This is a genomic window from Pseudomonas sp. NPDC089396 (assembly GCF_044749545.1).
Classification (GTDB): Bacteria; Pseudomonadota; Gammaproteobacteria; order Pseudomonadales; family Pseudomonadaceae; genus Aquipseudomonas.
Map to the genome: position 1 here is coordinate 587,411 of NZ_JBIVIC010000001.1, position 21,525 is coordinate 608,935.

The 21,525-nt window shown below is 61.3% G+C and carries 18 protein-coding genes; 3 read left to right on the forward strand and 15 right to left on the reverse strand.

The genetic code is table 11. The annotated features are described in order from the left end of the window. Positions 1 to 84: 84 nt before the first annotated feature. The 3 genes from rpoD to rpsU form a co-directional block, all read right to left on the reverse strand. Positions 85 to 1,935: an RNA polymerase sigma factor RpoD gene (gene rpoD / locus ACIPZB_RS02750; protein WP_400638903.1), complete on the reverse strand. Its 1,851-nt coding sequence runs from the start codon at positions 1,933 to 1,935 to the stop codon at positions 85 to 87. Between the two features lie 67 nt (positions 1,936 to 2,002). Next, positions 2,003 to 3,985, reverse strand: coding sequence for a DNA primase (gene dnaG / locus ACIPZB_RS02755; RefSeq protein ID WP_400638904.1), 1,983 nt, complete (start codon positions 3,983 to 3,985; stop codon positions 2,003 to 2,005). 295 nt (positions 3,986 to 4,280) lie between these two features. Continuing rightward, positions 4,281 to 4,496, reverse strand: a complete 216-nt coding sequence (gene rpsU, locus ACIPZB_RS02760) for a 30S ribosomal protein S21 (protein ID WP_003255575.1) — start codon at positions 4,494 to 4,496, stop codon at positions 4,281 to 4,283. Between the two features lie 204 nt (positions 4,497 to 4,700). On the opposite strand from rpsU, the gene tsaD reads away from it, so the two are divergent. Further along, the gene (gene tsaD / locus ACIPZB_RS02765; protein WP_400638905.1) at positions 4,701 to 5,726 is read left to right on the forward strand and encodes a tRNA (adenosine(37)-N6)-threonylcarbamoyltransferase complex transferase subunit TsaD; all 1,026 of its coding nucleotides are present in this window, start codon (positions 4,701 to 4,703) and stop codon (positions 5,724 to 5,726) included. A gap of 6 nt (positions 5,727 to 5,732) precedes the next feature. On the opposite strand, the gene plsY is transcribed toward tsaD, so the two are convergent. Then, complete coding sequence (gene plsY / locus ACIPZB_RS02770) at positions 5,733 to 6,302, reverse strand: glycerol-3-phosphate 1-O-acyltransferase PlsY (RefSeq protein WP_400638906.1); 570 nt, start codon at positions 6,300 to 6,302, stop codon at positions 5,733 to 5,735. Between the two features lie 74 nt (positions 6,303 to 6,376). Here plsY and folB point away from each other — a divergent pair, with 74 nt between their 5' ends. After that, positions 6,377 to 6,733, forward strand: a complete 357-nt coding sequence (gene folB / locus ACIPZB_RS02775) for a dihydroneopterin aldolase (RefSeq protein ID WP_400638907.1) — start codon at positions 6,377 to 6,379, stop codon at positions 6,731 to 6,733. Further along, entirely contained in the window at positions 6,724 to 7,233 is a 510-nt protein-coding gene (gene folK, locus ACIPZB_RS02780) for a 2-amino-4-hydroxy-6-hydroxymethyldihydropteridine diphosphokinase (RefSeq protein ID WP_400638908.1), read from the forward strand. Before folB ends, folK begins: the two co-directional genes overlap by 10 nt. Before the next feature lie 150 nt (positions 7,234 to 7,383). Here folK and ACIPZB_RS02785 read toward each other — a convergent pair whose 3' ends face one another. The 11 genes from ACIPZB_RS02785 to ACIPZB_RS02835 form a co-directional block, all read right to left on the reverse strand. Then, positions 7,384 to 8,499, reverse strand: coding sequence for a multifunctional CCA addition/repair protein (locus ACIPZB_RS02785; protein ID WP_400638909.1), 1,116 nt, complete (start codon positions 8,497 to 8,499; stop codon positions 7,384 to 7,386). A gap of 60 nt (positions 8,500 to 8,559) precedes the next feature. After that, the gene (locus tag ACIPZB_RS02790; RefSeq protein WP_400638910.1) at positions 8,560 to 10,128 is read right to left on the reverse strand and encodes a SpoVR family protein; all 1,569 of its coding nucleotides are present in this window, start codon (positions 10,126 to 10,128) and stop codon (positions 8,560 to 8,562) included. After that, complete coding sequence (locus ACIPZB_RS02795; RefSeq protein ID WP_008091189.1) at positions 10,125 to 11,396, reverse strand: YeaH/YhbH family protein; 1,272 nt, start codon at positions 11,394 to 11,396, stop codon at positions 10,125 to 10,127. The genes ACIPZB_RS02790 and ACIPZB_RS02795 overlap by 4 nt, the downstream gene beginning before the upstream one ends. Positions 11,397 to 11,527: 131 nt before the next feature. Continuing rightward, entirely contained in the window at positions 11,528 to 13,450 is a 1,923-nt protein-coding gene (locus ACIPZB_RS02800) for a PrkA family serine protein kinase (protein ID WP_400638911.1), read from the reverse strand. A 283-nt stretch (positions 13,451 to 13,733) separates the two neighbouring features. Then, on the reverse strand, positions 13,734 to 14,063 hold the full coding sequence (gene glpE / locus ACIPZB_RS02805) for a thiosulfate sulfurtransferase GlpE (RefSeq protein WP_400638912.1): 330 nt from the start codon (positions 14,061 to 14,063) through the stop codon (positions 13,734 to 13,736). A gap of 14 nt (positions 14,064 to 14,077) precedes the next feature. Then, the gene (locus ACIPZB_RS02810) at positions 14,078 to 14,944 is read right to left on the reverse strand and encodes a symmetrical bis(5'-nucleosyl)-tetraphosphatase (protein ID WP_400638913.1); all 867 of its coding nucleotides are present in this window, start codon (positions 14,942 to 14,944) and stop codon (positions 14,078 to 14,080) included. Next, positions 14,944 to 15,324: a Co2+/Mg2+ efflux protein ApaG gene (apaG, locus tag ACIPZB_RS02815; RefSeq protein ID WP_008091198.1), complete on the reverse strand. Its 381-nt coding sequence runs from the start codon at positions 15,322 to 15,324 to the stop codon at positions 14,944 to 14,946. Before apaG ends, ACIPZB_RS02810 begins: the two co-directional genes overlap by 1 nt. Before the next feature lie 177 nt (positions 15,325 to 15,501). Continuing rightward, entirely contained in the window at positions 15,502 to 16,302 is an 801-nt protein-coding gene (gene rsmA, locus ACIPZB_RS02820) for a 16S rRNA (adenine(1518)-N(6)/adenine(1519)-N(6))-dimethyltransferase RsmA (protein ID WP_400638914.1), read from the reverse strand. Continuing rightward, positions 16,299 to 17,288 carry a 4-hydroxythreonine-4-phosphate dehydrogenase PdxA gene (gene pdxA, locus ACIPZB_RS02825; protein ID WP_400638915.1) on the reverse strand — a complete coding sequence of 330 codons (990 nt, stop codon included), beginning with the start codon at positions 17,286 to 17,288 and terminating at the stop codon, positions 16,299 to 16,301. Before pdxA ends, rsmA begins: the two co-directional genes overlap by 4 nt. Continuing rightward, complete coding sequence (locus ACIPZB_RS02830) at positions 17,285 to 18,604, reverse strand: peptidylprolyl isomerase (protein WP_400638916.1); 1,320 nt, start codon at positions 18,602 to 18,604, stop codon at positions 17,285 to 17,287. The genes pdxA and ACIPZB_RS02830 overlap by 4 nt, the downstream gene beginning before the upstream one ends. After that, entirely contained in the window at positions 18,585 to 21,395 is a 2,811-nt protein-coding gene (locus ACIPZB_RS02835; RefSeq protein WP_400638917.1) for an LPS-assembly protein LptD, read from the reverse strand. Before ACIPZB_RS02835 ends, ACIPZB_RS02830 begins: the two co-directional genes overlap by 20 nt. Positions 21,396 to 21,525: the final 130 nt, after the last annotated feature.

The window sequence follows — 21,525 nt, forward strand, 5'->3', positions numbered from 1 at the left end:
GGCATTTGGCCCGGTGGGGTAGCGAGTGGCCACGACGAGCCTTTATCCCAAAAGAAAAACCCCGGCCTGGGCCGGGGTTCGTCATCACTCGTCGAGGAAGGAGCGCAGATGCTCGCTGCGAGTCGGGTGGCGCAACTTGCGCAACGCCTTCGCTTCGATCTGACGGATCCGCTCACGGGTCACGTCAAACTGCTTGCCCACCTCTTCGAGGGTGTGGTCGGTGTTCATGTCGATACCGAAACGCATGCGCAGCACTTTGGCTTCACGTGCGGTCAGGCCCGAGAGCACGTCGCGGGTCGCTTCCTTGAGGCTTTCGACCGTGGCCACGTCGATCGGGGACTGCATGGTCGAGTCCTCGATGAAGTCGCCCAGGTGCGAATCTTCGTCGTCACCGATCGGTGTTTCCATGGAGATCGGCTCTTTGGCGATCTTCAATACCTTGCGGATCTTGTCCTCAGGCATTTCCATGCGCTCACCGAGCTCTTCCGGGGTCGGTTCACGGCCCATTTCCTGCAGCATCTGGCGGGAAATTCGGTTGAGCTTGTTGATCGTCTCGATCATGTGCACCGGGATACGGATGGTGCGCGCCTGGTCGGCGATCGAGCGGGTGATCGCCTGGCGGATCCACCAGGTGGCGTAGGTCGAGAACTTGTAGCCGCGACGGTATTCGAACTTGTCCACCGCCTTCATCAGGCCGATGTTGCCTTCCTGGATCAGGTCGAGGAACTGCAGGCCGCGGTTGGTGTACTTCTTGGCGATGGAGATCACCAGACGCAGGTTCGCCTCGACCATTTCCTTCTTGGCGCGGCGGGCTTTCGCCTCACCGATGGACATGCGACGGTTGATTTCCTTGATCTCGGCGACAGTCAGGCCGGTCTCGGTCTCGAGGTCGATCAGCTTCTGCTGGCAAGCAACGATGGCGGCGTCCTTTTCACCCAGGGCGGCTGCCCACTTGGTGCTGCGCTTGGCCAGGTCACCGCTCCAGGTCTGGTCGGTTTCGTTGCTCGGGAACAGGCGCAGGAAGTCGGCACGCGGCATGCGCGCATCACGGACGCACAGTTGCATGATCGCGCGCTCTTGCTGACGCAGGCGACTCAGGGCATCACGTACACGCTCTACCAGTACGTCGAACTGCTTGGGCACCAGCTTGATCGGCATGAACAGATCGGCCAGTGCCTGCATGGCACCGATGCTTTCGGCATGGCTGCGGCCATGCTTTTTCAGCACCTTGAGGGTGACAGCGAGCTGGTCGGAGACTGCACCGAAACGCTGGGCTGCGACGACTGGGTCCGGACCGCTTTCGGCCTCTTCCTCGTCATCACTGCTTTCTTCGCTTTCTTCTTCGTCGTCGGACTCTTCCTTCGCAGCCGCGGCCTTGGCACCAGGAATCGGCACCTCTTCGGTCGGGGCGGCGATGTTGTCGTCAGGGTCGATGTAACCGCTGAGAACATCCGACAGACGGCCACCTTCGGTGGTGACGCGGTCATATTCGCCGAGGATATAGTCGACAGTACCCGGGAAGTGGGCGATGGCACCCATCACCTCGCGAATGCCTTCCTCGATACGCTTGGCGATTTCGATTTCGCCTTCGCGGGTCAGCAGCTCGACGGTACCCATTTCGCGCATGTACATGCGCACCGGGTCGGTCGTGCGGCCGATATCGGTTTCAACTGCCGCCAACGCAGCAGCGGCTTCTTCGGCCGCGGCTTCGTCGGTGTCGGCTTCCGCCAACAGAAGGGCATCCGCATCCGGAGCACTCTCGAATACGTTGATCCCCATGTCGTTGATCATGCGGATGATGTCTTCCACCTGTTCCGGATCTGAAATATCCTCAGGCAGGTGGTCGTTGACCTCCGCGTAAGTCAGGTAGCCCTGCTCACGACCGCGGGTGATCAACTCTTTGATACGAGACTGCTGTTGCGCTTTTCCGGACATAACACCCTATCCACTGAAGGTCTTGGCGGGCAAAAAACAAGCCGAGGATTATACCCGAGCATGGGCCTCACGCGCCAGATGAGGTCGGCGTTTGTGCGGGAACATTCCGGCTCAGCAGGGCGAGAAGCTGTGATTTTTCCTCGCCGGTCAATTCGCTTTGACGTGCTTTTCTGAGCAGTTGTTCCAGGCTGCGCTCGCGTTGGCGGGCGGACAAGCTAGTTATAGTGTCGAAAAACTGTTGTTCAAGGTTGTCGGCTACGATCAGCCATTCCTTTTCTGCCAAGGCCCGCAACAGGCGACCTTGTTCGGTGCCGTGCCAGCGTGCAATCAGCTGCATTGAGCTTAGTCCAGGATTTTTCTGAGCGGCTTCGATCAATGCCACCAGCAGCTGGCTGTAAAGGTGTTCTTCGTCGGCAAAATGGCTGGCGTCCTCGACTTTGCCGGCCAGCAGCGGGTGGTGCAGCAAGGTGCGCAGGGCGGCCAGGGTCGGCGGTTCCACCGGCGCTGGGGTGCGTGGCGGCGCTTCGTCGCGCTGTTGCCACGGCTTGCCACCTTTGCGGTTCTTGTCCCAGGGCTTGTCGCTCCACGGTTTCTTGCCGCCACCCTTGTTCGGCTTCCACTGCTGTTCCTGCTGCGCCGGGGCGTAGTCGTGCACCGGCATGTCGCCGTAGTCCGGGGTGTAGCTGGCCATCGCGTCGTAGTCGAAGCCGGGGTCATAGTCCGGCACGCTGCTGGCGGCGGGGGCGTGTTGGGCCAGCTGCTCGACCTGCTGCGGATCGAGGCCGGTGATTTCCTTCAGGCGATTGCGCATCAACTGGCGCAGGTTGGCGCCGGGAATTTTTTCGATCAACGGTGCGGCCAGGGTCGCCATATGCGCCTTGCCTTCCAGCGAACGAGGGTCGGCCTCGACGCTCAACTGCTCGAAAAAGTAGTCAGCCAGAGGTTGGGCGTGCTGATTGATGCGTGCCATGAAGGCATCGGTGCCTTCGGCGCGCACCAGGCTGTCGGGGTCTTCGCCTTCGGGCAGGAACAGAAAGCGCGCCCGACGCCCGTCCTGCAGGGCCGGCAGGGCCGATTCGAGGGCGCGCCATGCCGCCTTGCGCCCGGCCTGGTCGCCGTCGAAACAGAACAGCACGCTGGGCACCACGCGGAACAGGCGCTTGAGGTGTTCTTCGCTGGTCGCGGTGCCGAGGGTGGCCACAGCGTTGCGCAGGCCCTGCTGGGCCAGAGCGATGACGTCCATGTAGCCTTCGACGACGATGATCTCGTCGAGGTTTCGGTTGTGCTTGCGTGCCTCGTATAACCCGTAGAGCTCCTGGCCCTTGTGGAACACCGGGGTTTCCGGCGAGTTGAGGTACTTGGGCTTGTCGTCGCCGAGCACCCGGCCACCAAAGGCGATGATGCGCCCGCGGCTGTCGCGGATCGGGAACATCACCCGATCGCGGAAGCGGTCGTAGCGCTTGCCGCTTTCGGCGTTCTCGATCAACAGGCCGGCATCGATCATCACCTTCTGTTGCAGGGTGTCGGCGCCCAGGTGCTTGAGCAGGTTGTCCCAGCCCGGCGGGGCGAAGCCCAGGCCGAAGTCGCGGGCGATTTCGCCTGACAGGCCACGGCCCTTGAGGTACTCCACCGCTGCTTTGCGGGTGGGGTGGCTGCGCAGCGCCTGGCGGTAGAATTCGGCGGCGGCATCCAGCAGGGGGTAGAGCGGCGAGTCGGTTGGCTGGCGCGGTTTCTGCCCGCGTCGACCCTCCTCGCGAGGTACTTCCATGCCGGCGGCGCGCGCCAGTTCCTCGACGGCCTGGGGAAAGTCCAGGTTGTCGTGGTCCATGACGAAGCCCAGGGCGTTACCGCCGGCACCGCAGCCAAAGCAGTAATAGAACTGCTTGTCCGGGCTGACCGTGAAGGAGGGGGTCTTCTCCTTGTGGAACGGGCAGCAGGCGGAGTAGTTCTTGCCGGTCTTTTTCAGCTGGACACGTGAACTCACCACGTCGACGATGTCGAGGCGGTTGATCAGGTCGTCAATGAAGCTTTGGGGAATCAGCCCGGCCATGGCAGTCTCGTCATCTGGCAACTGGCAAGTCTAATCGCTAGCGCGCCGGTTGGGGGGAGTGCTGCTAGGGGAAGTGCGAGGGAATGTGTGCTCGTCGGTAGCCACCAAAGTTGCCGGGGGCTCGTCAGTCAGGACGTGCACGGCTGGTCGAAGACCAGTACTGACGCGTTGAAGCGGTTGTCCACTACGAGTTGCGGCGGACGCCTTGGGCTAGCTGCTCAAGGTTGAAACAAACCGCTGCCATCGGCCCGGCGGTGAGCCGGGCAGGGCAGAAGCTTTGCGTTGAACGTCTGTATTAGTACAGACGAACGGCGCGGCGCTGTTCGCGCTGAACTTTCTTGGCGTGACGCTTAACAGCAGCAGCTGCTTTGCGCTTACGCTCTGCGGTCGGCTTCTCGTAAAACTCGCGGCTACGAACTTCAGCCAGTACACCGGCTTTTTCGCAGGAGCGCTTGAAACGACGCAGAGCTACGTCGAAGGGTTCGTTCTCTTTAACTTTGACGGCTGGCATCCAGGGCTACCTTAATTCATTACCGGGGTAGACGTGCTCCTGGCAAAACAAAGGTGTGCTGGAGAACGTCGGTTTTCAAGGGTTGCGGATGTTAACCCTTAGCACGCCGGAATGCAAAGCCTCTGATCGAAAACCGCTGGTCGGCACCCGGCACGGGGACTATCATGCGCGGCTTCGAAATCAGCCCCCACAAGGGACGAGCCCATGCTAGTACTGGGATTGGAAACATCCTGCGACGAAACCGGCGTCGCATTATACGACAGTGAGCGCGGTTTGTTAGCCGATGCGCTGTTCAGCCAAATTGACCTGCACCGTGTGTTTGGCGGGGTCGTGCCCGAGCTTGCGTCGCGGGACCATGTCAAACGCATGTTGCCGCTGATCCGTCAGGTATTGGACGAGGCCGGCTGCGTGGCCACCGAGATCGACGCCATCGCCTACACCGCGGGTCCTGGCCTGGTCGGGGCGTTGCTGGTCGGCGCCTCGTGCGCCCAGGCCCTGGCGTTCGCCTGGGATATCCCGGCGATCGGTGTGCACCATATGGAAGGTCATTTACTGGCGCCGATGCTGGAGGAAAACCCTCCGCAGTTTCCGTTCGTCGCTTTGTTGGTGTCTGGCGGGCATACCCAGCTGGTGCGCGTCGATGGAATCGGCCAGTACGAGCTGCTGGGCGAGAGCCTCGACGACGCCGCTGGTGAGGCATTCGACAAGACTGCCAAGCTGATGGGCCTGAATTACCCCGGCGGCCCGGAAATCGCTCGCCTGGCCGAACAGGGTGTGCCTGGACGCTTCGTGTTCCCGCGGCCGATGACCGATCGCCCGGGCCTTGAGTTCAGCTTCAGTGGCCTCAAGACATTCGCCCTCAACACCTGGCAACAGTGCCGCAATGCTGGCGACGACAATGAGCAAACCCGTTGCGACGTGTCCCTGGCGTTCCAGCAGGCGGTGGTGGAGACTCTGACCATCAAGTGCAAGCGCGCCCTGAAGCAGACAGGCCTCAAGCGCCTGGTGATCGCCGGTGGTGTGAGCGCCAACAAGGCGTTGCGTGCATCCCTGGAGGACATGCTCGCCGGTATCAAAGGCAACGTGTACTACGCTCGCCCCCAGTTCTGCACCGACAACGGCGCGATGATCGCCTATGCCGGCTGCCAGCGCTTGTTGGCCGGGCAGCAGCAAGACCTGGCGATCAGCGTGCAGGCGCGCTGGCCGATGGAGCAGTTGCCCCCGCTGTGAAGGGCGTCAGAAGTGCCGCTCGCGTCCGGCGAACAGGTCGCGCAGGTTGTTGCGGTGGCGCCAGACGATCATCAGTGTGAGCACGCTGATCGGCAGCAAGGCCTCAGGCTCGCGCCAGGCCAGCAATGGCAGGGTCAGAGGCGTGGCGATCAGCGCTGCCAGCGAACTGGTGCGGGTGAGGTAGAAGGTCAGCAGCCAGGCACCGATGGCCAGCAGCGCGGCAGGGAAGTACAGGCCCATGAGCATGCCGGCTGCAGTGGCCACGCCCTTGCCGCCCTGGAAGTGGAAGTACACTGGGAACAGGTGACCGAGTACCGCGCAGATGCCGACCCAGGCTTGTTCCTGCAAGTCGAGCCCGACCAGGCGCGCGAGCAACACCGGCAACAAGCCCTTGCACAGGTCACCGAGCAAGGTCAGGATCGCCAGCTTGCGGCCTGCCAGGCGTAGCATGTTGGTGGCGCCGGCATTGCCCGAACCGCTGGAACGCGGGTCCGGGCTGCCCGAAAGGCGGCTGAGGACGATGGCGAAGGACAGTGAGCCGAGCAGGTAGGCAAGCAGCGCCAGTAACCAAAACATGCTAACTATTCCGGGCGAGGACGCCCTGATTCTAACGGCGCCAGTCGCCCTTGTCGTGCTGTGGAGAGAAGTGCTTGGACAGAGTGTTCATCGAAGGCCTGGAAGTCGACACCGTCATTGGTGCCTATGACTGGGAACGGGATATTCGCCAGTGCCTGCGCCTGGACCTGAGTTTCGCCTGGGACAATCGCCCAGCTGCGGCTGGAGATGATCTGAGCCTGGCGTTGGACTACGCCAGCGTTTCGTCGCGTATCCAGGCCTTTGCCGAGCAGGCGCGCTTCGAGCTGGTGGAAACCTTTGCCGAACGCTTGGTGGCGACGCTGATGGAAGAATTCCACATCCCTTGGGTACGGCTGAAGCTGACCAAGCCGGGCGCAGTCCCCGCAGCCCGCGGTGGTGTTGGTGTGGAGATCGAGCGCGGATGCCTTTGAGCACGGTTTACCTGGGCCTTGGCAGCAATATCGACCGCCACAGGCACCTGTGCGCCGGGCTCGATGCCTTGGCCGCCATACTCACTGACATGCGCTGTTCTCCGGCCTTCGAGAGCCAGGCGGTAGGGATCAAGAGTGGCCCGTTCATCAACTTCGTGGTGACGGGCAAGACCGACCTGCCGCTGATGGAGCTGGACCGCCGCCTCAAGTTCATCGAGGCTGACAACGGCCGATATGCCCCGGATCGCAAGGGTTTGCCGCTGGATATCGATGTGCTGATGTATGACGATCTGCACGGTACCTACGATGGGTTGGTGTTGCCCAGGGCCGAGATCCTGCAGAATGCCTTTGTGCTGTGGCCCTTGGCATTGCTGGCACCTGAGCTGGTGCATCCGGGGGCGGGAAAGCGCATGGCGCAGTTGTGGCAGGAAGCGCGCATCGAGCAGGTGCTGGCGCCTGTTGCGTTCGAGTGGCGCGGGTTGCAGCTGACCCCGGCTTGAATGGAGCGGGGCACACCACAAGCATTGAAAACGGTCTGTGGGAGCCGGCTTGCCGGCGATAGGGTCCGAACAGGCTACTCAAGGCGGTTGTGTTGTGCCTGTTCCGGCCTCATCGCCGGCAAGCCGGCTCCCACAGGGCTCGTGCAAGCTTCAGGGCTTTGGGGCGTGTTTGTAGGCCTGCAGCGCTCTGAGCCGTTCCTGCTTGAGCGCCTCTCCCAATTGCTGCCCGGTCAGCCCCGCGGCCACAAAGGGCTTCACATCCACTTCCCTGGCTGCCGTCGCTGCGCCACGCAAGTAGTCGCCCTGTGGGTAACTTTGCGCGCCGTGCCCCCGCGCATCCATTTCACACGTGGCTATGAAGTCCTCGAACCGCTGTGGTCGCCGATACACGTCGAACTTCTGCAACAACTCCAGTAGAGCCTCTGGCTCCAATTCAAAGGCGCCTTGGCTGCGTTCACCAAACTCGCCTGCCAGCATGGCCAGCTCCTGGCATTCGCGCGGGGCCTTGAAGCGCTGGTTGAGCGCCTTGATCGCAGCCGGTTGCAGACCGCACAGCAGGCAGGCCCAGCGCACGTGCAGGGGTTGATGGTGCTTGGCAGCCAGGACGAGCGCGCTCAGCGAAGCCGTCCCGGCCTCGATCTCAGGCATCAGCTCGCGCAGGGCTGCACAATCGCGCAGTACCTGGATGAATACTTGTGGCTGGTCCTCCATCAATGCACGCTCGATCTCCTTCCAGCTGCGCTCGGCGGTCAACGCCTGCAGCTCGCCGGAAGCACTGATCTGACGCATCAGCGCAAGGGTTTCGTCCGCGACCCTGAAACCGAGCGGCGCATAGCGAGCGGCAAAGCGTGCTACGCGCAGTACTCGGAGGGGATCTTCGGCGAACGCCGGTGAAACGTGGCGCAGAATACGCTGCTCAAGATCGACCTGGCCATGGTAGGGGTCGATGACGTTACCGTGGTCGTCTTCAGCCATTGCATTGATGGTCAGGTCACGTCGAATCAGGTCTTCTTCGAGCGTTACGTCCGGGCTGGCATGGAAGGTGAAACCCCCATAACCGCGTCCGCTCTTGCGCTCGGTGCGGGCAAGGGCATACTCCTCGCCCGTCTTGGGATGCAGGAAAACCGGGAAATCAGCACCTACCGGGCGATAGCCCTTGGCGTGCATTTCTTCGACGGTAGCGCCGACCACCAGCCAATCGATATCACTGACCGGGCGTCCGAGCAGGCGGTCACGGACCGCGCCGCCGACTTTGTAGATGTGCATGTGCAGCCTCCATTACTGCCCACAGGATACCCTGTCGGCAGCAATGGCGGTGCTTTGCGGCTAGAGATGATGAATGACGGCCAGGTCCATGCGGCCATAATCGCCGCCTTCGCCGTGCTCGCCACGCGGTGGCATGTGATGGGTCTTGACCACCTGGTCGCCCTGCACGGTCTCCAGGTGGATATCGAAGCCCCACAGCCGGTGCAGGTGCTTGAGTACTTCCTCGGTGGAGTCGCCCAGCGGTTTGCGGTTGTGCTGCTGGTGGCGCAAGGTCAGGGAGCGGTCACCCCGGCGGTCGATGCTCCAGATCTGCACGTTGGGTTCGCGGTTGCCAAGGTTGTACTGGGAGGCCAGTTGCTCGCGGATAGTGCGGTAGCCTGCTTCGTCGTGGATGGCCGGTACTAGCAGGTCGTCGCGTTGGTCGTCGTCGAGGATGCTGAACAGCTTGAGGTCGCGGATCACTTTGGGTGACAGGTACTGCAGGATGAAGCTTTCATCCTTGAAGCTGCTCATGGCGAACTTGATGGTCGACAGCCAGTCACTGCCGGCGATGTCGGGGAACCAGTGGCGGTCCTCCTCGGTCGGGTTTTCGCACATCCGGCGGATGTCGGTGTACATCGCGAAACCCAGTGCGTATGGGTTGATACCGTTGTAGTAAGGGCTGTCGAAGCCCGGCTGGAACACCACGCTGGTATGCGATTGGAGGAACTCCATGATGAAACCATCGGTTACCAAGCCTTCATCGTAGAGGTCGTTCATCAGGGTGTAATGCCAGAACGTGGCCCACCCCTCGTTCATCACCTGGGTTTGGCGCTGCGGGTAGAAGTACTGCGCGATCTTGCGCACGATACGCACCACTTCACGTTGCCAAGGCTCCAGCAAAGGTGCATGTTTTTCGATGAAATAGAGAATGTTTTCCTGAGGTTCGGCGGGGAAGCGTGCATCATCGCGCTCGCCTCCTTTTTCCGCACTCTTGGGAATGGTGCGCCATAGGTCGTTGATCTGCTTTTGCAGGTGCTCTTCACGCTCCTTCTGGCGGCGCCGTTCTTCCTCGGCTGAAATAGGGTAGGGGCGCTTGTAGCGGTCTACGCCGTAGTTCATCAACGCATGGCAAGAGTCGATCAGGTCTTCGACGGCATCGATGCCATGGCGCTCCTCGCACTGGGCAATGTACTGCTTGGCGAACACCAGGTAGTCGATGATCGAGCTGGCGTCAGTCCAGGTGCGGAACAGGTAATTGCCCTTGAAGAAGCTGTTGTGGCCGTAGCAGGCATGTGCGATCACCAGTGCCTGCATGCACATGGTGTTTTCTTCCATCAGGTAGGCGATGCAGGGATCCGAGTTGATCACGATTTCGTAAGCCAGGCCCATTTGGCCGCGACTGTAGGACTTCTCGGTACTGAGGAACTGCTTGCCGTAGGACCAGTGGTGATAGCCCAGCGGCATGCCGACGGATGCGTAGGCATCCATCATCTGTTCGGCAGTGATCACTTCGATCTGGTTGGGATAGGTGTCCAGGGCATAACGTTCGGCCAGGCGGCTGATTTCCCGGTCGTAGGTCTGGATCAGCTCGAACGTCCACTCGGACCCCGTGGAAATGGGTTGGCGTCTCTGTGCTCTGGCGGTCATGTGGCTAACCTGCGCTGGAAGAGTTCACGGAAGACCGGGTAGATATCGCCGGCCGAAACCAACTGCTGCTGGGCGAAGGTATCGGGAAAGGACTCGCCGATTCGCTCGTACTCGTACCACAGCGCCTGATGCTCACGCGGGGTGATCTCGACGTAAGTGTAGTACTGCACGTGCGGCATGATCTGCTTGGAGAGGATCTCGCGGCAAATCGGCGAGTCATCGTTCCAGTTGTCGCCGTCGGAAGCCTGGGCGGCGTAGATGTTCCAATCGCTGGCCGGGTAACGCTCGGCCATGATCTCCTGCATCATTTTCAATGCGCTGGAGACGATGGTGCCGCCGGTTTCCCGGGAGTAGAAGAACTCTTCCTCGTCGACTTCGCGCGCACTGGTGTGGTGGCGGATGAACACCACTTCGATGCGGTCGTAATTGCGCTTGAGGAACAGGTACAAGAGGATGAAAAAGCGCTTGGCGATGTCCTTGGTGGCTTGGGTCATCGAGCCGGACACGTCCATCAGGCAGAACATCACCGCCTTGGAGCTGGGGTTGGGTTGCTTGACCAGCAGGTTGTACTTGAGGTCGAAGGTATCAAGGAAGGGCAGGCGATTGATGCGCGCCTTGAGCCGCTCTATCTCCTGCTCGGTCTCCTGGATGTCGGTGAAGTTGTCTGGCTCTTCCACCTTGAGGCGGGCCAGCTCCTTCTGCGCCTCACGCAACAGCGCGCGGCTGCTGCCGGTCAGGGCGATACGCCGGGCGTGAGCCGAGCGCAGGGTACGTACGATGTTGATACGTGACGGGTTGCCTTCGTTGGCGATCCCCGCGCGCACGGTCTTGAAAGTGTCGGCACCGGTCAGGTGGCGCTTGACCAGGTTGGGCAGTTCGAGGTCTTCGAACATGAATTCGAGGAACTCTTCCTGGGTGATCTGGAAGACAAAATCGTCCATGCCCTCGCCGGAATTGCCGGCCTTGCCACGGCCGCCTCCACCGCCGCCGCCCTGAGGTCGGGGGATGTGCTCACCAGCGGTGAATTCCTTGTTGCCCGGATGCACGATGGTCTGCTTGCCGCCGCGGCCATGGTGCAGCACCGGTTCATCGATGTCCCGTCCCGGAATGCTGATCTGTTCGCCATGTTCCATGTCCATGATGGAGCGGCGGCTCACGGCCTCTTCGACGGCTTTCTTGATGTGTTCACGGTAACGCCGCAAGAAACGCTGGCGGTTTACCGTGCTCTTGTTCTTGCCGTTCAGGCGTCGGTCGATAACGTAGCTCATGGTCCCTCCGGTAGCTGGGAACAGCTGCACGCTTCAAGCTACGAGCTGCTGCACGTGCAATGCAGCAAAGCAGCCACCGCAGCCCGTGGCTGGCAAGCCAGCCGCGGGCGCACGGCGTGTAGCTTGCCGCTTTATTGCGATTTCCTGACCCGCAGGTACCATTCCGACAGCAGGCGCACCTGTTTGTCGGTGTAGCCACGCTCCACCATCCGCGTGACGAAGTCGTTGTGCTTCTGTTGGTCTTCCTTGCTGGCCTTGGCGTTGAAGCTGATGACCGGCAGCAGGTCTTCGGTGTTGGAGAACATTTTCTTCTCGATCACCACGCGCAGCTTCTCGTAACTCAGCCAGCTCGGGTTCTTGCCATTGTTGTTGGCGCGGGCACGCAGTACGAAGTTGACGATCTCGTTACGGAAATCCTTCGGATTGCTGATACCGGCCGGTTTCTCGATCTTCTCCAGCTCTTCGTTGAGGGCGATGCGGTTGAGGATCTCGCCGGTTTCAGGGTCGCGGTATTCCTGGTCCTGGATCCAGAAGTCGGCGTACAGCACATAGCGGTCGAAGATGTTCTGGCCGTACTCGCTATACGACTCGAGGTAGGCGGTCTGGATTTCTTTGCCGATGAACTCGATGTAACGCGGTGCCAGGTACTCTTTCAGGTAGCGCAGGTAACGCTCGCGCACTTCGGCCGGGAACTGCTCCTGTTCGATCTGCTGTTCCAGCACATACAGCAGGTGCACCGGGTTCGCGGCCACCTCGTGCGGGTCGAAGTTGAACACCTTGGAGAGGATCTTGAAGGCGAAGCGGGTCGACAGGCCGTTCATGCCCTCGTCGACACCGGCGGCGTCGCGGTACTCCTGAATCGACTTGGCTTTCGGATCGGTGTCCTTGAGGTTCTCGCCATCATAGACGCGCATCTTCGAATAGATGTTGGAGTTCTCCGGCTCTTTGAGGCGCGAGAGCACGGTGAACTGGGCGAGCATCTTGAGCGTGTCTGGCGCGCAGTGGGCCTTGGCCAGCGAACTGTTGACCAGCAGCTTGTCGTAGATCTTGATCTCGTCGCTGACGCGCAGGCAGTACGGCACCTTGACGATATAGATCCGGTCGATGAACGCCTCGTTGTTCTTGTTGTTGCGGAAGGTGTGCCACTCCGATTCGTTGGAGTGAGCCAGCAGGATCCCGGAGTAGGGGATCGCGCCCAGGCCTTCGGTACTGTTGTAGTTGCCTTCCTGGGTGGCGGTGAGCAGTGGGTGCAGGACCTTGATCGGCGCCTTGAACATCTCGACGAATTCCATCAGGCCCTGGTTGGCCCGGCACAGCGCGCCCGAGTAGCTGTAGGCGTCGGCGTCGTTCTGCGGGAATTCCTCGAGTTTGCGGATATCCACCTTGCCGACCAGGGCGGAGATGTCCTGGTTGTTCTCGTCACCCGGCTCGGTCTTGGCGATGGCGATCTGGTTGAGGATCGAGGGGTAAAGCTTGACCACCTTGAACTTGCTGATGTCACCGCCGTACTCCTGCAGGCGCTTGGTGGCCCATGGCGACATGATGGTGTTCAGGTAGCGTCGCGAGATGCCGTACTCTTCTTCGAGAATGGCACCATCTTCAGTGGCATTGAACAGGCCCAGCGGCGACTCGAATACGGGCGAATCCTTGATCGCGTAGAAGGGTACCTTTTCCATCAGCTGCTTGAGTTTCTCGGCCAGCGACGATTTACCGCCGCCTACCGGGCCCAGCAGGTAGAGGATCTGTTTCTTCTCTTCCAGGCCTTGGGCGGCATGGCGGAAGTAGGAGACGATCTGGTCGATGCACTCTTCCATGCCATGGAAGTCGGCAAAGGCCGGATACCGGCGGATCACTTTGTTGGAGAAGATTCGCGACAATCTGGAGTTGCTTGAGGTGTCGATCAGTTCCGGCTCACCGATGGCCAGCAACAGCCGTTCAGCTGCCGATGCGTAGGCACTGCGATCCTCTTTGCACAGCTCGAGGTACTCCTGCAGCGAAAGTTCTTCCTGGCGCGTAGACTCAAAACGTTGTTGGAAGTGGCTAAAAATACTCATGACGTCACCTCGCTCGATACGTGGAGACGACGCCGGATCAGTCAGCTGATGCTGGCATGCAACCGGACTCGCCGATTGCTGTATACCCCCCAGAACACCCTGTAACGCTTACCGATGACCCGCACGCCGGTGTACCGGCTCTCCCCTTTTTTTGGATGGCCTGCGCTTAAGAATAGTTGGTTATCCGCAAGGTCAAGGGGAAGCGGCGGAGAAGTTGCCGGTGACCGTTCGTCAGGTTAGGCGCAAGCCCGCGTGGGGCGCGGGCTGCAGTAAGATGAAAAAATTATTCCGCAGCGCCTTGGGCGGTTTCCGTGGGGTAGGTGGCGCGCCACAGTTCGAAGCCGCCATCGACGCTGTACACGTCCGAAAAGCCCTGGCCTACCAGGTAGGCAGCCGCGCTCTGGCTGGAATTGCCGTGGTAGCAGACCACCAGGGTAGGGGCATCCAGGTCGGCATTGCGGATGAAGTCGGCGACCGAGTGGTTATCCAGGTGCTTGGCGCCGGTGATGTGGCCGGCGGCAAAGGCTTGCGGGTCGCGAATGTCGACGACGACCGCACCTTGCGCGCGCAGGGCCAGGGCCTGCTCGGGAGGGATGCGTTTGAATTCGCTCATGGGTACGGCTTCCTTCAGGGGTGATCGGTGAGTTTAACGGGTTGTGCCGGCGGGCGCAGGTTGCCGTCGTCGGCGCATTCGCAGCGGTGGTACTCACCGCTGTCGACGTTGTACAGGGTCATGGCGCCGCCCCACACACACCCCGTGTCCAAGGCAATCACTCCGGGCTCATCGACGCGCCCTTCGAGCGCGGCCCAGTGGCCGAAGATGATCTTCACGTGGCGGGAGCGGCGGTCTTTGTGGGCGTACCAGGGTTTGTAACCCTTGGGTGCGGTACCCACACCTTCCTTGCTCTTGAGGTCAAGTTTGCCTTCGGCGGTACAGAAGCGCATGCGGGTCAGATAATTGGTAATGACCCTCAGGCGTTCGATGCCGCTGAGGTTCTTGCTCCATTTGTTGGGTTCGTTGCCGTACATGCCATCCAGGTAGAGTTTCAGGCGCCCGTCATCACGTAGCGCGTCTTCCACTTCGGCTGCCAGCTCCAGTGCCTTGCCCAGGGTCCACTGGGGTGGAAGACCGGCATGTACAAGGGCGATGCCGCGTGGCTCGTCGTAGTGCAACAGCTTCTGTTGGCGCAGCCAGTCGAACAGCAAGTCGGCATCAGGTGCTTCGATGATTTCGCGCAGGGTGTCGCTTTTCTTCAGGCGCTCGACGTTGTGCCAGGCTGCCAGCAGGTGCAGGTCGTGGTTGCCGAGTACGCAGACCAGCGACTGGCGAATCGAGTAGAGGTAACGCAGGGTTTCCAACGACTCGGGGCCGCGGTTCACCAGGTCACCGACCAGCCATAGACGATCGACCGCCGGGTTGAAGTCGACCCGTTCGAGCAGGCATTTCAGCGGCTGCAGGCAGCCTTGAAGGTCACCGACGGCGTAGGTGGCCATCAGTGCAGGGCTCCCGGGACCGCCAGGCGGAAGGGCACGATCTCGGCGTCGAAGCGCTTACCGTCTTCGGCAAACATCTGGTAGCTGCCCTGCATGGTGCCTACACGGGTGCTGATAACCGCACCGCTGCTGTAAGTGTGGCTCTGACCGGGTTCTATGGTTGGTTGCTGACCCACTACACCGGCTCCGCGCACTTCTTCGACTTCGCCGTCACCATTGGTGATCAGCCAGTGGCGGGACATCAATTTGGCGGTGACCGAGCCGTTGTTCTGCACGGTGATGGTGTAGGCGAAGGCGAAACGACTGCTTTCGGGGTCGGATTGTTCTTTGAGGTAGCGGGTCACGACGCTGACGTCGATCTGATAGCGAGGGTCGGACATGCAAAGGCCTTGAGCAAGCACGCGGATACGGCGATCCATGCAGTCTAGGCTATTGGGGAGGGGGAGGTGAAGTGCCTGTTATGGCCCTGTCGCCGGCAAGCCGGCTCCCACAGGGAGCGCCACAGCGCTTGGGTGAGTGGGAGCCGGCTTGCCGGCGATAGGCCGGTACAGCTTGAATCAGGCTTGCTGATCAGCCAGCTGGTCGGCCAGGCGCACGAAGGCGGCCAGGTCCAGCTGTTCAGGCCTCAGGCTGCCATCGACGCCGGCGGCTTCGATGGCCTGGCTGTCGAGCAGGCCCTTGAGCGTGTTGCGCAGGGTCTTGCGGCGCTGGTTGAAGGCTTCGCGAACCACGCGCTCGAGCAGCAGATGATCCTTGGCCGGGTACGGCAGCACTTCATGGGGCACCAGGCGCACGATGGCCGAATCCACCTTCGGCGGCGGGTTGAACGCGCCTGGGCCGACGTTGAACAGGTGTTCGACTCGGCAGTGGTACTGAACCATGATCGACAGCCGACCCCAGTCGCCACCACCCGGGCCTGCGGCCATGCGCTCGACCACTTCCTTCTGCAACATGAAGTGCATGTCGCGGATCAGCCCGGCATGGCTCAGCAGGTGGAAAATCAGCGGCGTGGAAATGTTGTAGGGCAGGTTGCCAACCACTTTCAGGCTGCGTGCTGGCACGCCCAGCTGGTTGAAGTCGAACTTCAGGGCATCGCCCTGGTGCAGGCGGAAGTTGTCGCGGCCTGCGAACTTGTGCTGAAGGATCGGCACCAGGTCTTTGTCCAGTTCCACTACGTCAAGCTGTGCACCACTGCCCAGCAGCCCTTCGGTGAGGGCGCCTTGGCCTGGGCCGATTTCCAGCAGGTGTTCGCCGGTCTTGGCGTTGATTGCCCGCAGGATGCGGTCGATGATACCCGCATCGTGCAGGAAGTTCTGGCCGAAGCGCTTGCGCGCCCGGTGTTGGTAATGCTCGTTCATGGTCGGTTCTCGGCCATCTGGTAGGCGGTTTCCAGGGCGACGCGCAGGCTGCCGGTGTCGACTTTGCCGGTGCCGGCAAGGTCCAGGGCGGTGCCGTGATCGACCGAGGTACGGATGATCGGCAGGCCCAGGGTCACGTTGACCGCGGCACCAAAGCCTTTGTACTTGAGTACGGGCAGGCCCTGGTCATGGTACATCGCCAGCACTGCGTCGCAGTGCTCCAGATATTTGGGGGTAAACAGGGTATCGGCCGGTAGCGGGCCGCGCAGGTCAATGCCTTCGCTGCGCAAGCGGGCCAGTGTCGGCTCGATGATGTCGATTTCTTCGCGGCCAAGGTGGCCGCCTTCACCGGCATGCGGGTTGAGCCCGCAGACCAGAATGCGTGGGTTGGCGATGCCGAACTTGTCGCGCATGTCGGCATGCAGGATGCGCGTTACTCGTTCCACGCGCTCCGGGGTGATGGCGTCCGCGATGTCCCGAAGCGGCAGGTGCGTGGTCACGAGGGCCACGCGCAGGCCGTGGGTCGCCAGCATCATCACGACCTGGGTCGTGTGGGTCAGGTCGGCAAGGAATTCGGTATGGCCGGAAAAGGCGATGCCGCTTTCGTTGATCACACCCTTGTGCACCGGGGCGGTGATCATGCCCGCGAAATCGCCGTTCATGCAGCCTGAACCTGCACGGGTCAAGGTTTGCAGGACGAAGGCAGCATTGGCCTGGTTCAGCTGACCAGCCACCACGGGTGCCGCCAGCGGGGTGTCCCACACATAAAGGCTTCCCGCGGGTGCGGGCTGATCGGGCCATTGGCCCGGCAGCACCGGCAACAGGTTGACGGCCAGCCCCAGCTGCGTGGCCCGCTCGGCGAGCAGGTCACGGCTGGTGATGGCGATCAGGGGGTGTGGCTGGGCGTCGACGGCGAGCAGCAGGCACAGGTCGGGACCTATGCCGGCTGGTTCGCCGGGTGTGACGGCGAAGCGCAGGGGCTTCACTGTGCGACCTGGTCGGCGCCAGGCAGCTTGATTTCAACGTAGGCTTCGTCGCGGATCTGGCGCAGCCAGGTCTGCAGCTCTTCGTCGTATTTGCGGTTACGCAGCACGTTCAGGGCTTGTTGTTCGCGGGCCTGTTCGGTGCTGTCGGTGGCGCGGCGGCCCAGCACTTCCAATACATGCCAGCCGTACTGAGTCTTGAACGGCTTGGTCACCACGCCTTGCTGGGCGTTGGACATCTGCTCGCGGAACTCAGGCACCAGGCTGTTCGGGTCGACCCAGTTCAGGTCGCCGCCGTTGAGGGCAGAACCCGGGTCTTCGGAGAAGCTTTTCGCCAACTCGGCGAAGTCTTCGCCGTTGTTGATCCGATCATACAGGCGCTCGGCCAGTTGCTCGGTCGCGGCTTCGCTACGAATTTCGCTTGGTTTGATCAGGATATGGCGCACATGCACTTCATCGCGCAGCACGCTCTCACCGCCCCCGCGCTTCTCTTCGAGCTTGAGGATGATGAAACCGTTGGGAATGCGGATTGGCTGGGTGATGTCACCAACGGCCATGCTGCTGAGCAGCTTGGCGAAGTCCGGTGGCAGTTGTCCGGCTTTACGCCAGCCCATTTCGCCGCCTTCCAGGGCGTTCTCGCTGGCTGAGCGGGCAATGGCCATCTGGCCGAAGTCGGCACCCTGCTTGAGCTGCTGGTAGACATCGCCGACCTGGCGCGCCGCAGCCTGGATGGCTTCGGAGTTGGCCGCTTCCGGGGTCGGGATGAGGATGTTGGCCAGGCGGTACTCTTCCGACATCTGCATCTTGCCAAGGTCGGAGTTCAGGAAGTTCTTCACTTCCTGTTCGGACACCTGGATACGCTCGGCCACACGGCGCTGGCGCACGCGGCTGATGATCATTTCGCGCTTGACCTGCTCGCGAGCGTCGTCGAACGACAGGCCGTCGTGGGCCAGCGCGGCGCGGAACTGATCCATCGACATGCCGTTACGCTGGGCAATGGTGCCCATGGCCTGGTTCAGTTCCTCGTCGGTGATGCGAATGCCGGAGCGTTCGCCAATCTGCAGCTGCAGGTTCTCGACGATCAGACGTTCCAGTACCTGCTGTTCCAGTGCGCCGGTCGGCGGAACACCGCCGCCGCGCTTGGCGATGGTTTGCTGCACTTCGTGCACGCGTTGGTCCAGTTGGCTTTGCATGACCACGTCGTTATCGACGATGGCCACGACGCGGTCCAGGGGTTGCGGTGCGGCATGCGCCACACCACTGAGCAACACCGCACCCAGCAACGCTGGGCGCAGACGATCAATAAGCTTGGTCTTCACGTGTACGGTAACCTTGAATGCCTTCGTCGAGGAAAGATTCGACCTTGTTGCCTACCACGCCACCGAGGCCTTTCAGCACGATTTGCAGGAAGATGCCATGGTCGCCTTTTTCGTTCTGCGGGGTGGCCTGGCTGAAGTCGTCGTAGTCGAGCCAGTAACGGTTGATCAGGCGCAGTTTCCAGCAGCAGTTGTCGTATTCGAAACCGCCCATGGCTTCCAGGGTGCGGTTGCGGTTGTAGTCATGCTGCCAGCGGGCGATCACGCTCCATTGCGGCACGAGCGGCCAGATGACCGAGAAGTCGTGCTGCTGGATCTTGTAGTAATCCTTGATGTAGTTCGGATCGCCCGGCGTGCCGTAGTCACCGCCACCCACTTTCCACGTACCGGTGGTGGAGTCGTAGGCGATGGTGTCGTTACGGTAGCGATAGCCGAGGTTGACCACCTTGTTCGGGTTGTCTTCAGGCTGGTAGTGGAACATCGCGCTGCCCGAGCGGGTGCTGCGGCTGTCCGGGTCCCAGTTGAAGTCCGAATTGAAGCGCCAGTCGCGGTTGAAGTAGTAGTTGTACAGCAGCGCGTATGGCGAGACGTCGGACTGCGCATCCTGGCGGGTGCGGTAGTCGATGCCTGGCAGCTGGACCTTGCGGTCCTTGAAGTAGTAAGCCTGGCCGAGGCTGATGTTCTGCCGTTCGAAGCCGTTGTCTTCGATCCAGCGGCTGGTCACGCCGAGCGACAGCTTGTTCTCGTCGCCGATACGGTCGGTGCCGCTGAAGCGATTGTCGCGGAACAGCGAGTCGAAGTTGAACAGGTTTTCGCTGGTGTCGAACAGCGGGATGTCCATCTGGTCCTTGTACGGGACATAGAGGTAGTACAGGCGCGGTTCGAGGGTCTGGCGGTAGCTGTTGCCAAACAACGAGGTATTGCGGTCGAAGTAAAGACCACTGTCAACGCTGAAGACCGGGATGTCGCGACTGATGCTGCTGTCGAAGTCGCCGAACAGATCACGGGTGGCGGCAGTTGCACCCGCAATGTCGCTCTTGCCTTTGCTGTCCAGGTCCAGATCGTAATGGGTGTACATGTACTTGAGCTTCGGCGTGATGTAGCCGTAGCTGGCAGTCATCGGCAAACTCATGGACGGAGCGACGTTGAGACGATTGCCGTTTGCACGGGCGACGCCGAAGAGGTTTTCGTCGAGGCGACGGCCAGCGGCACCTGCGGTGAAGTCTGGGTTGCCATCTTCATCGGTGACGAAGTCGTCTTTCAAGTCTCGGTCGAAGCGCACGGCTTCAGTTTGGTAGCCGAATTGCAGGCCGCCTGGGTTGAAAGGCAAGGTGCCATCTACGGTGAGTTGCGGCAGCTTGTCGTATGGCGTGATCTGCGAGATGGTCGCCATCTCGTAGGCATGCGCATTCAGGCGAGCGGTGTAGGTGTCGCCACGCCAGGTCAGGGCAGCCTGTTGGTTCAGGAAGTCATGACTTTCGACGCCGATCTGATCGGTCTCAAGATCCTGGAAGTAGAACGGATCGCTGATAGCGGTGTAATCAACCTCGGTCATCAGGCGCTCGTCCAAGCCACCTTTGTGCTGCCAGTTGACCATCCAGCGCTGATCTTCGTAGTCAGTCTGGTCTTTGCGATCGTCGTCCTTGTCGTTCAGGTACCCGCCGCCGAACTGACCCTCGCTGGACTTGGTCAGGTAGCGGAACTCGCCTTCCATCAACAGGCCGCGTTTGGCCATGTAGCGCGGATACAACGTGGCGTCATAGTTCGGCGCCAGGTTGAAGTAGTACGGCGTGACCAGCATGAAGCCGGTATCGCTGGTGCTGCTGAACGACGGCGGCAGGAAGCCGGACTGGCGACGGTCGTCGATCGGGAAGTAGATGTACGGTGTATAGAACACCGGGAAATCCTTGACCCGCAGGGTGACGTTGGTCGCGGTACCGAAGCCGGTAGCTGGGTTCAAGGTGATGTTGTTGCCCTTCAGCTGCCAGGCGTTGCTGCCCGGTTCGCAGGTGGTGTACGTACCGTCCTTGAGGCGGATGATGGCGTTTTCGCCACGCTTGGCGTACAGGGCGTTACCGCGAATATGCGACTTGTGCATCACGTATTCGGCGTTGTCGACCTGGGCTTCGCCGGTATCGAGCTGGATCTGCGCCTCGTCACCTACCACCAGCGAGCCGTTGTCGCGGATCTTGACGTTGCCCTTGAGCTCGCCGCGGTTTTCGCTCTGGTACAGGTTGGCCTCGTCGGCCTCGACTTGCATGCTGCCCTGGCGCATGACCACGTCACCGGCGAGGGTCGCGATCTGCTGCTCCTGCTGGTACTTGGACACCTTGGCATTGATGTAGGTCGGCGATTCGTCCTTCGGCGTGGTGTCGGCCATGCCTGGACGGGTCGGCTCGACGTACGCGCCCCCGCAGTACGGGCCGGTTTCGGCCAACTGGGCTGCGGTGAGCTTTTCACGCGGGACCCAGTCCAGGTGGCTGTAGTCTTCGCTGCGCGACTTCAGGCCACGGCCCTTGCTTTCGGTGACCAGCATCGGCTTTTCAGCGCTTTCGGTCTCTGCCGACGGTGCTTCGGTGCCGGATGTGAGCGCAGCACCGTCGTGTACGGGGCGCGGGGGCAGGTTGTTCACTGGGGACTTGGGCTTGCAGTCCCAACCACCGGAGGCGGACACTTGGCAGTCGAACTGCTCGGCTGCCACCACATAAGGGGTGGCAAGAGGTTGCAGGGCCAGCAGACCGCCGGTCACCAGCAACGGAAACTTTCTACGAAACGCGGGGGATTTCAATGCCATCTTATTAGTCCGGGCTTCCTGCGTGCCATCTGCCCGCGTGTGGGGCCGCACGCCTCTCGATGGTCTGAAAAAGATGCTGGATAATAAAGCATGACCCGCTTGACGGCTAGGGCCGTCGGAGACCCTTGTA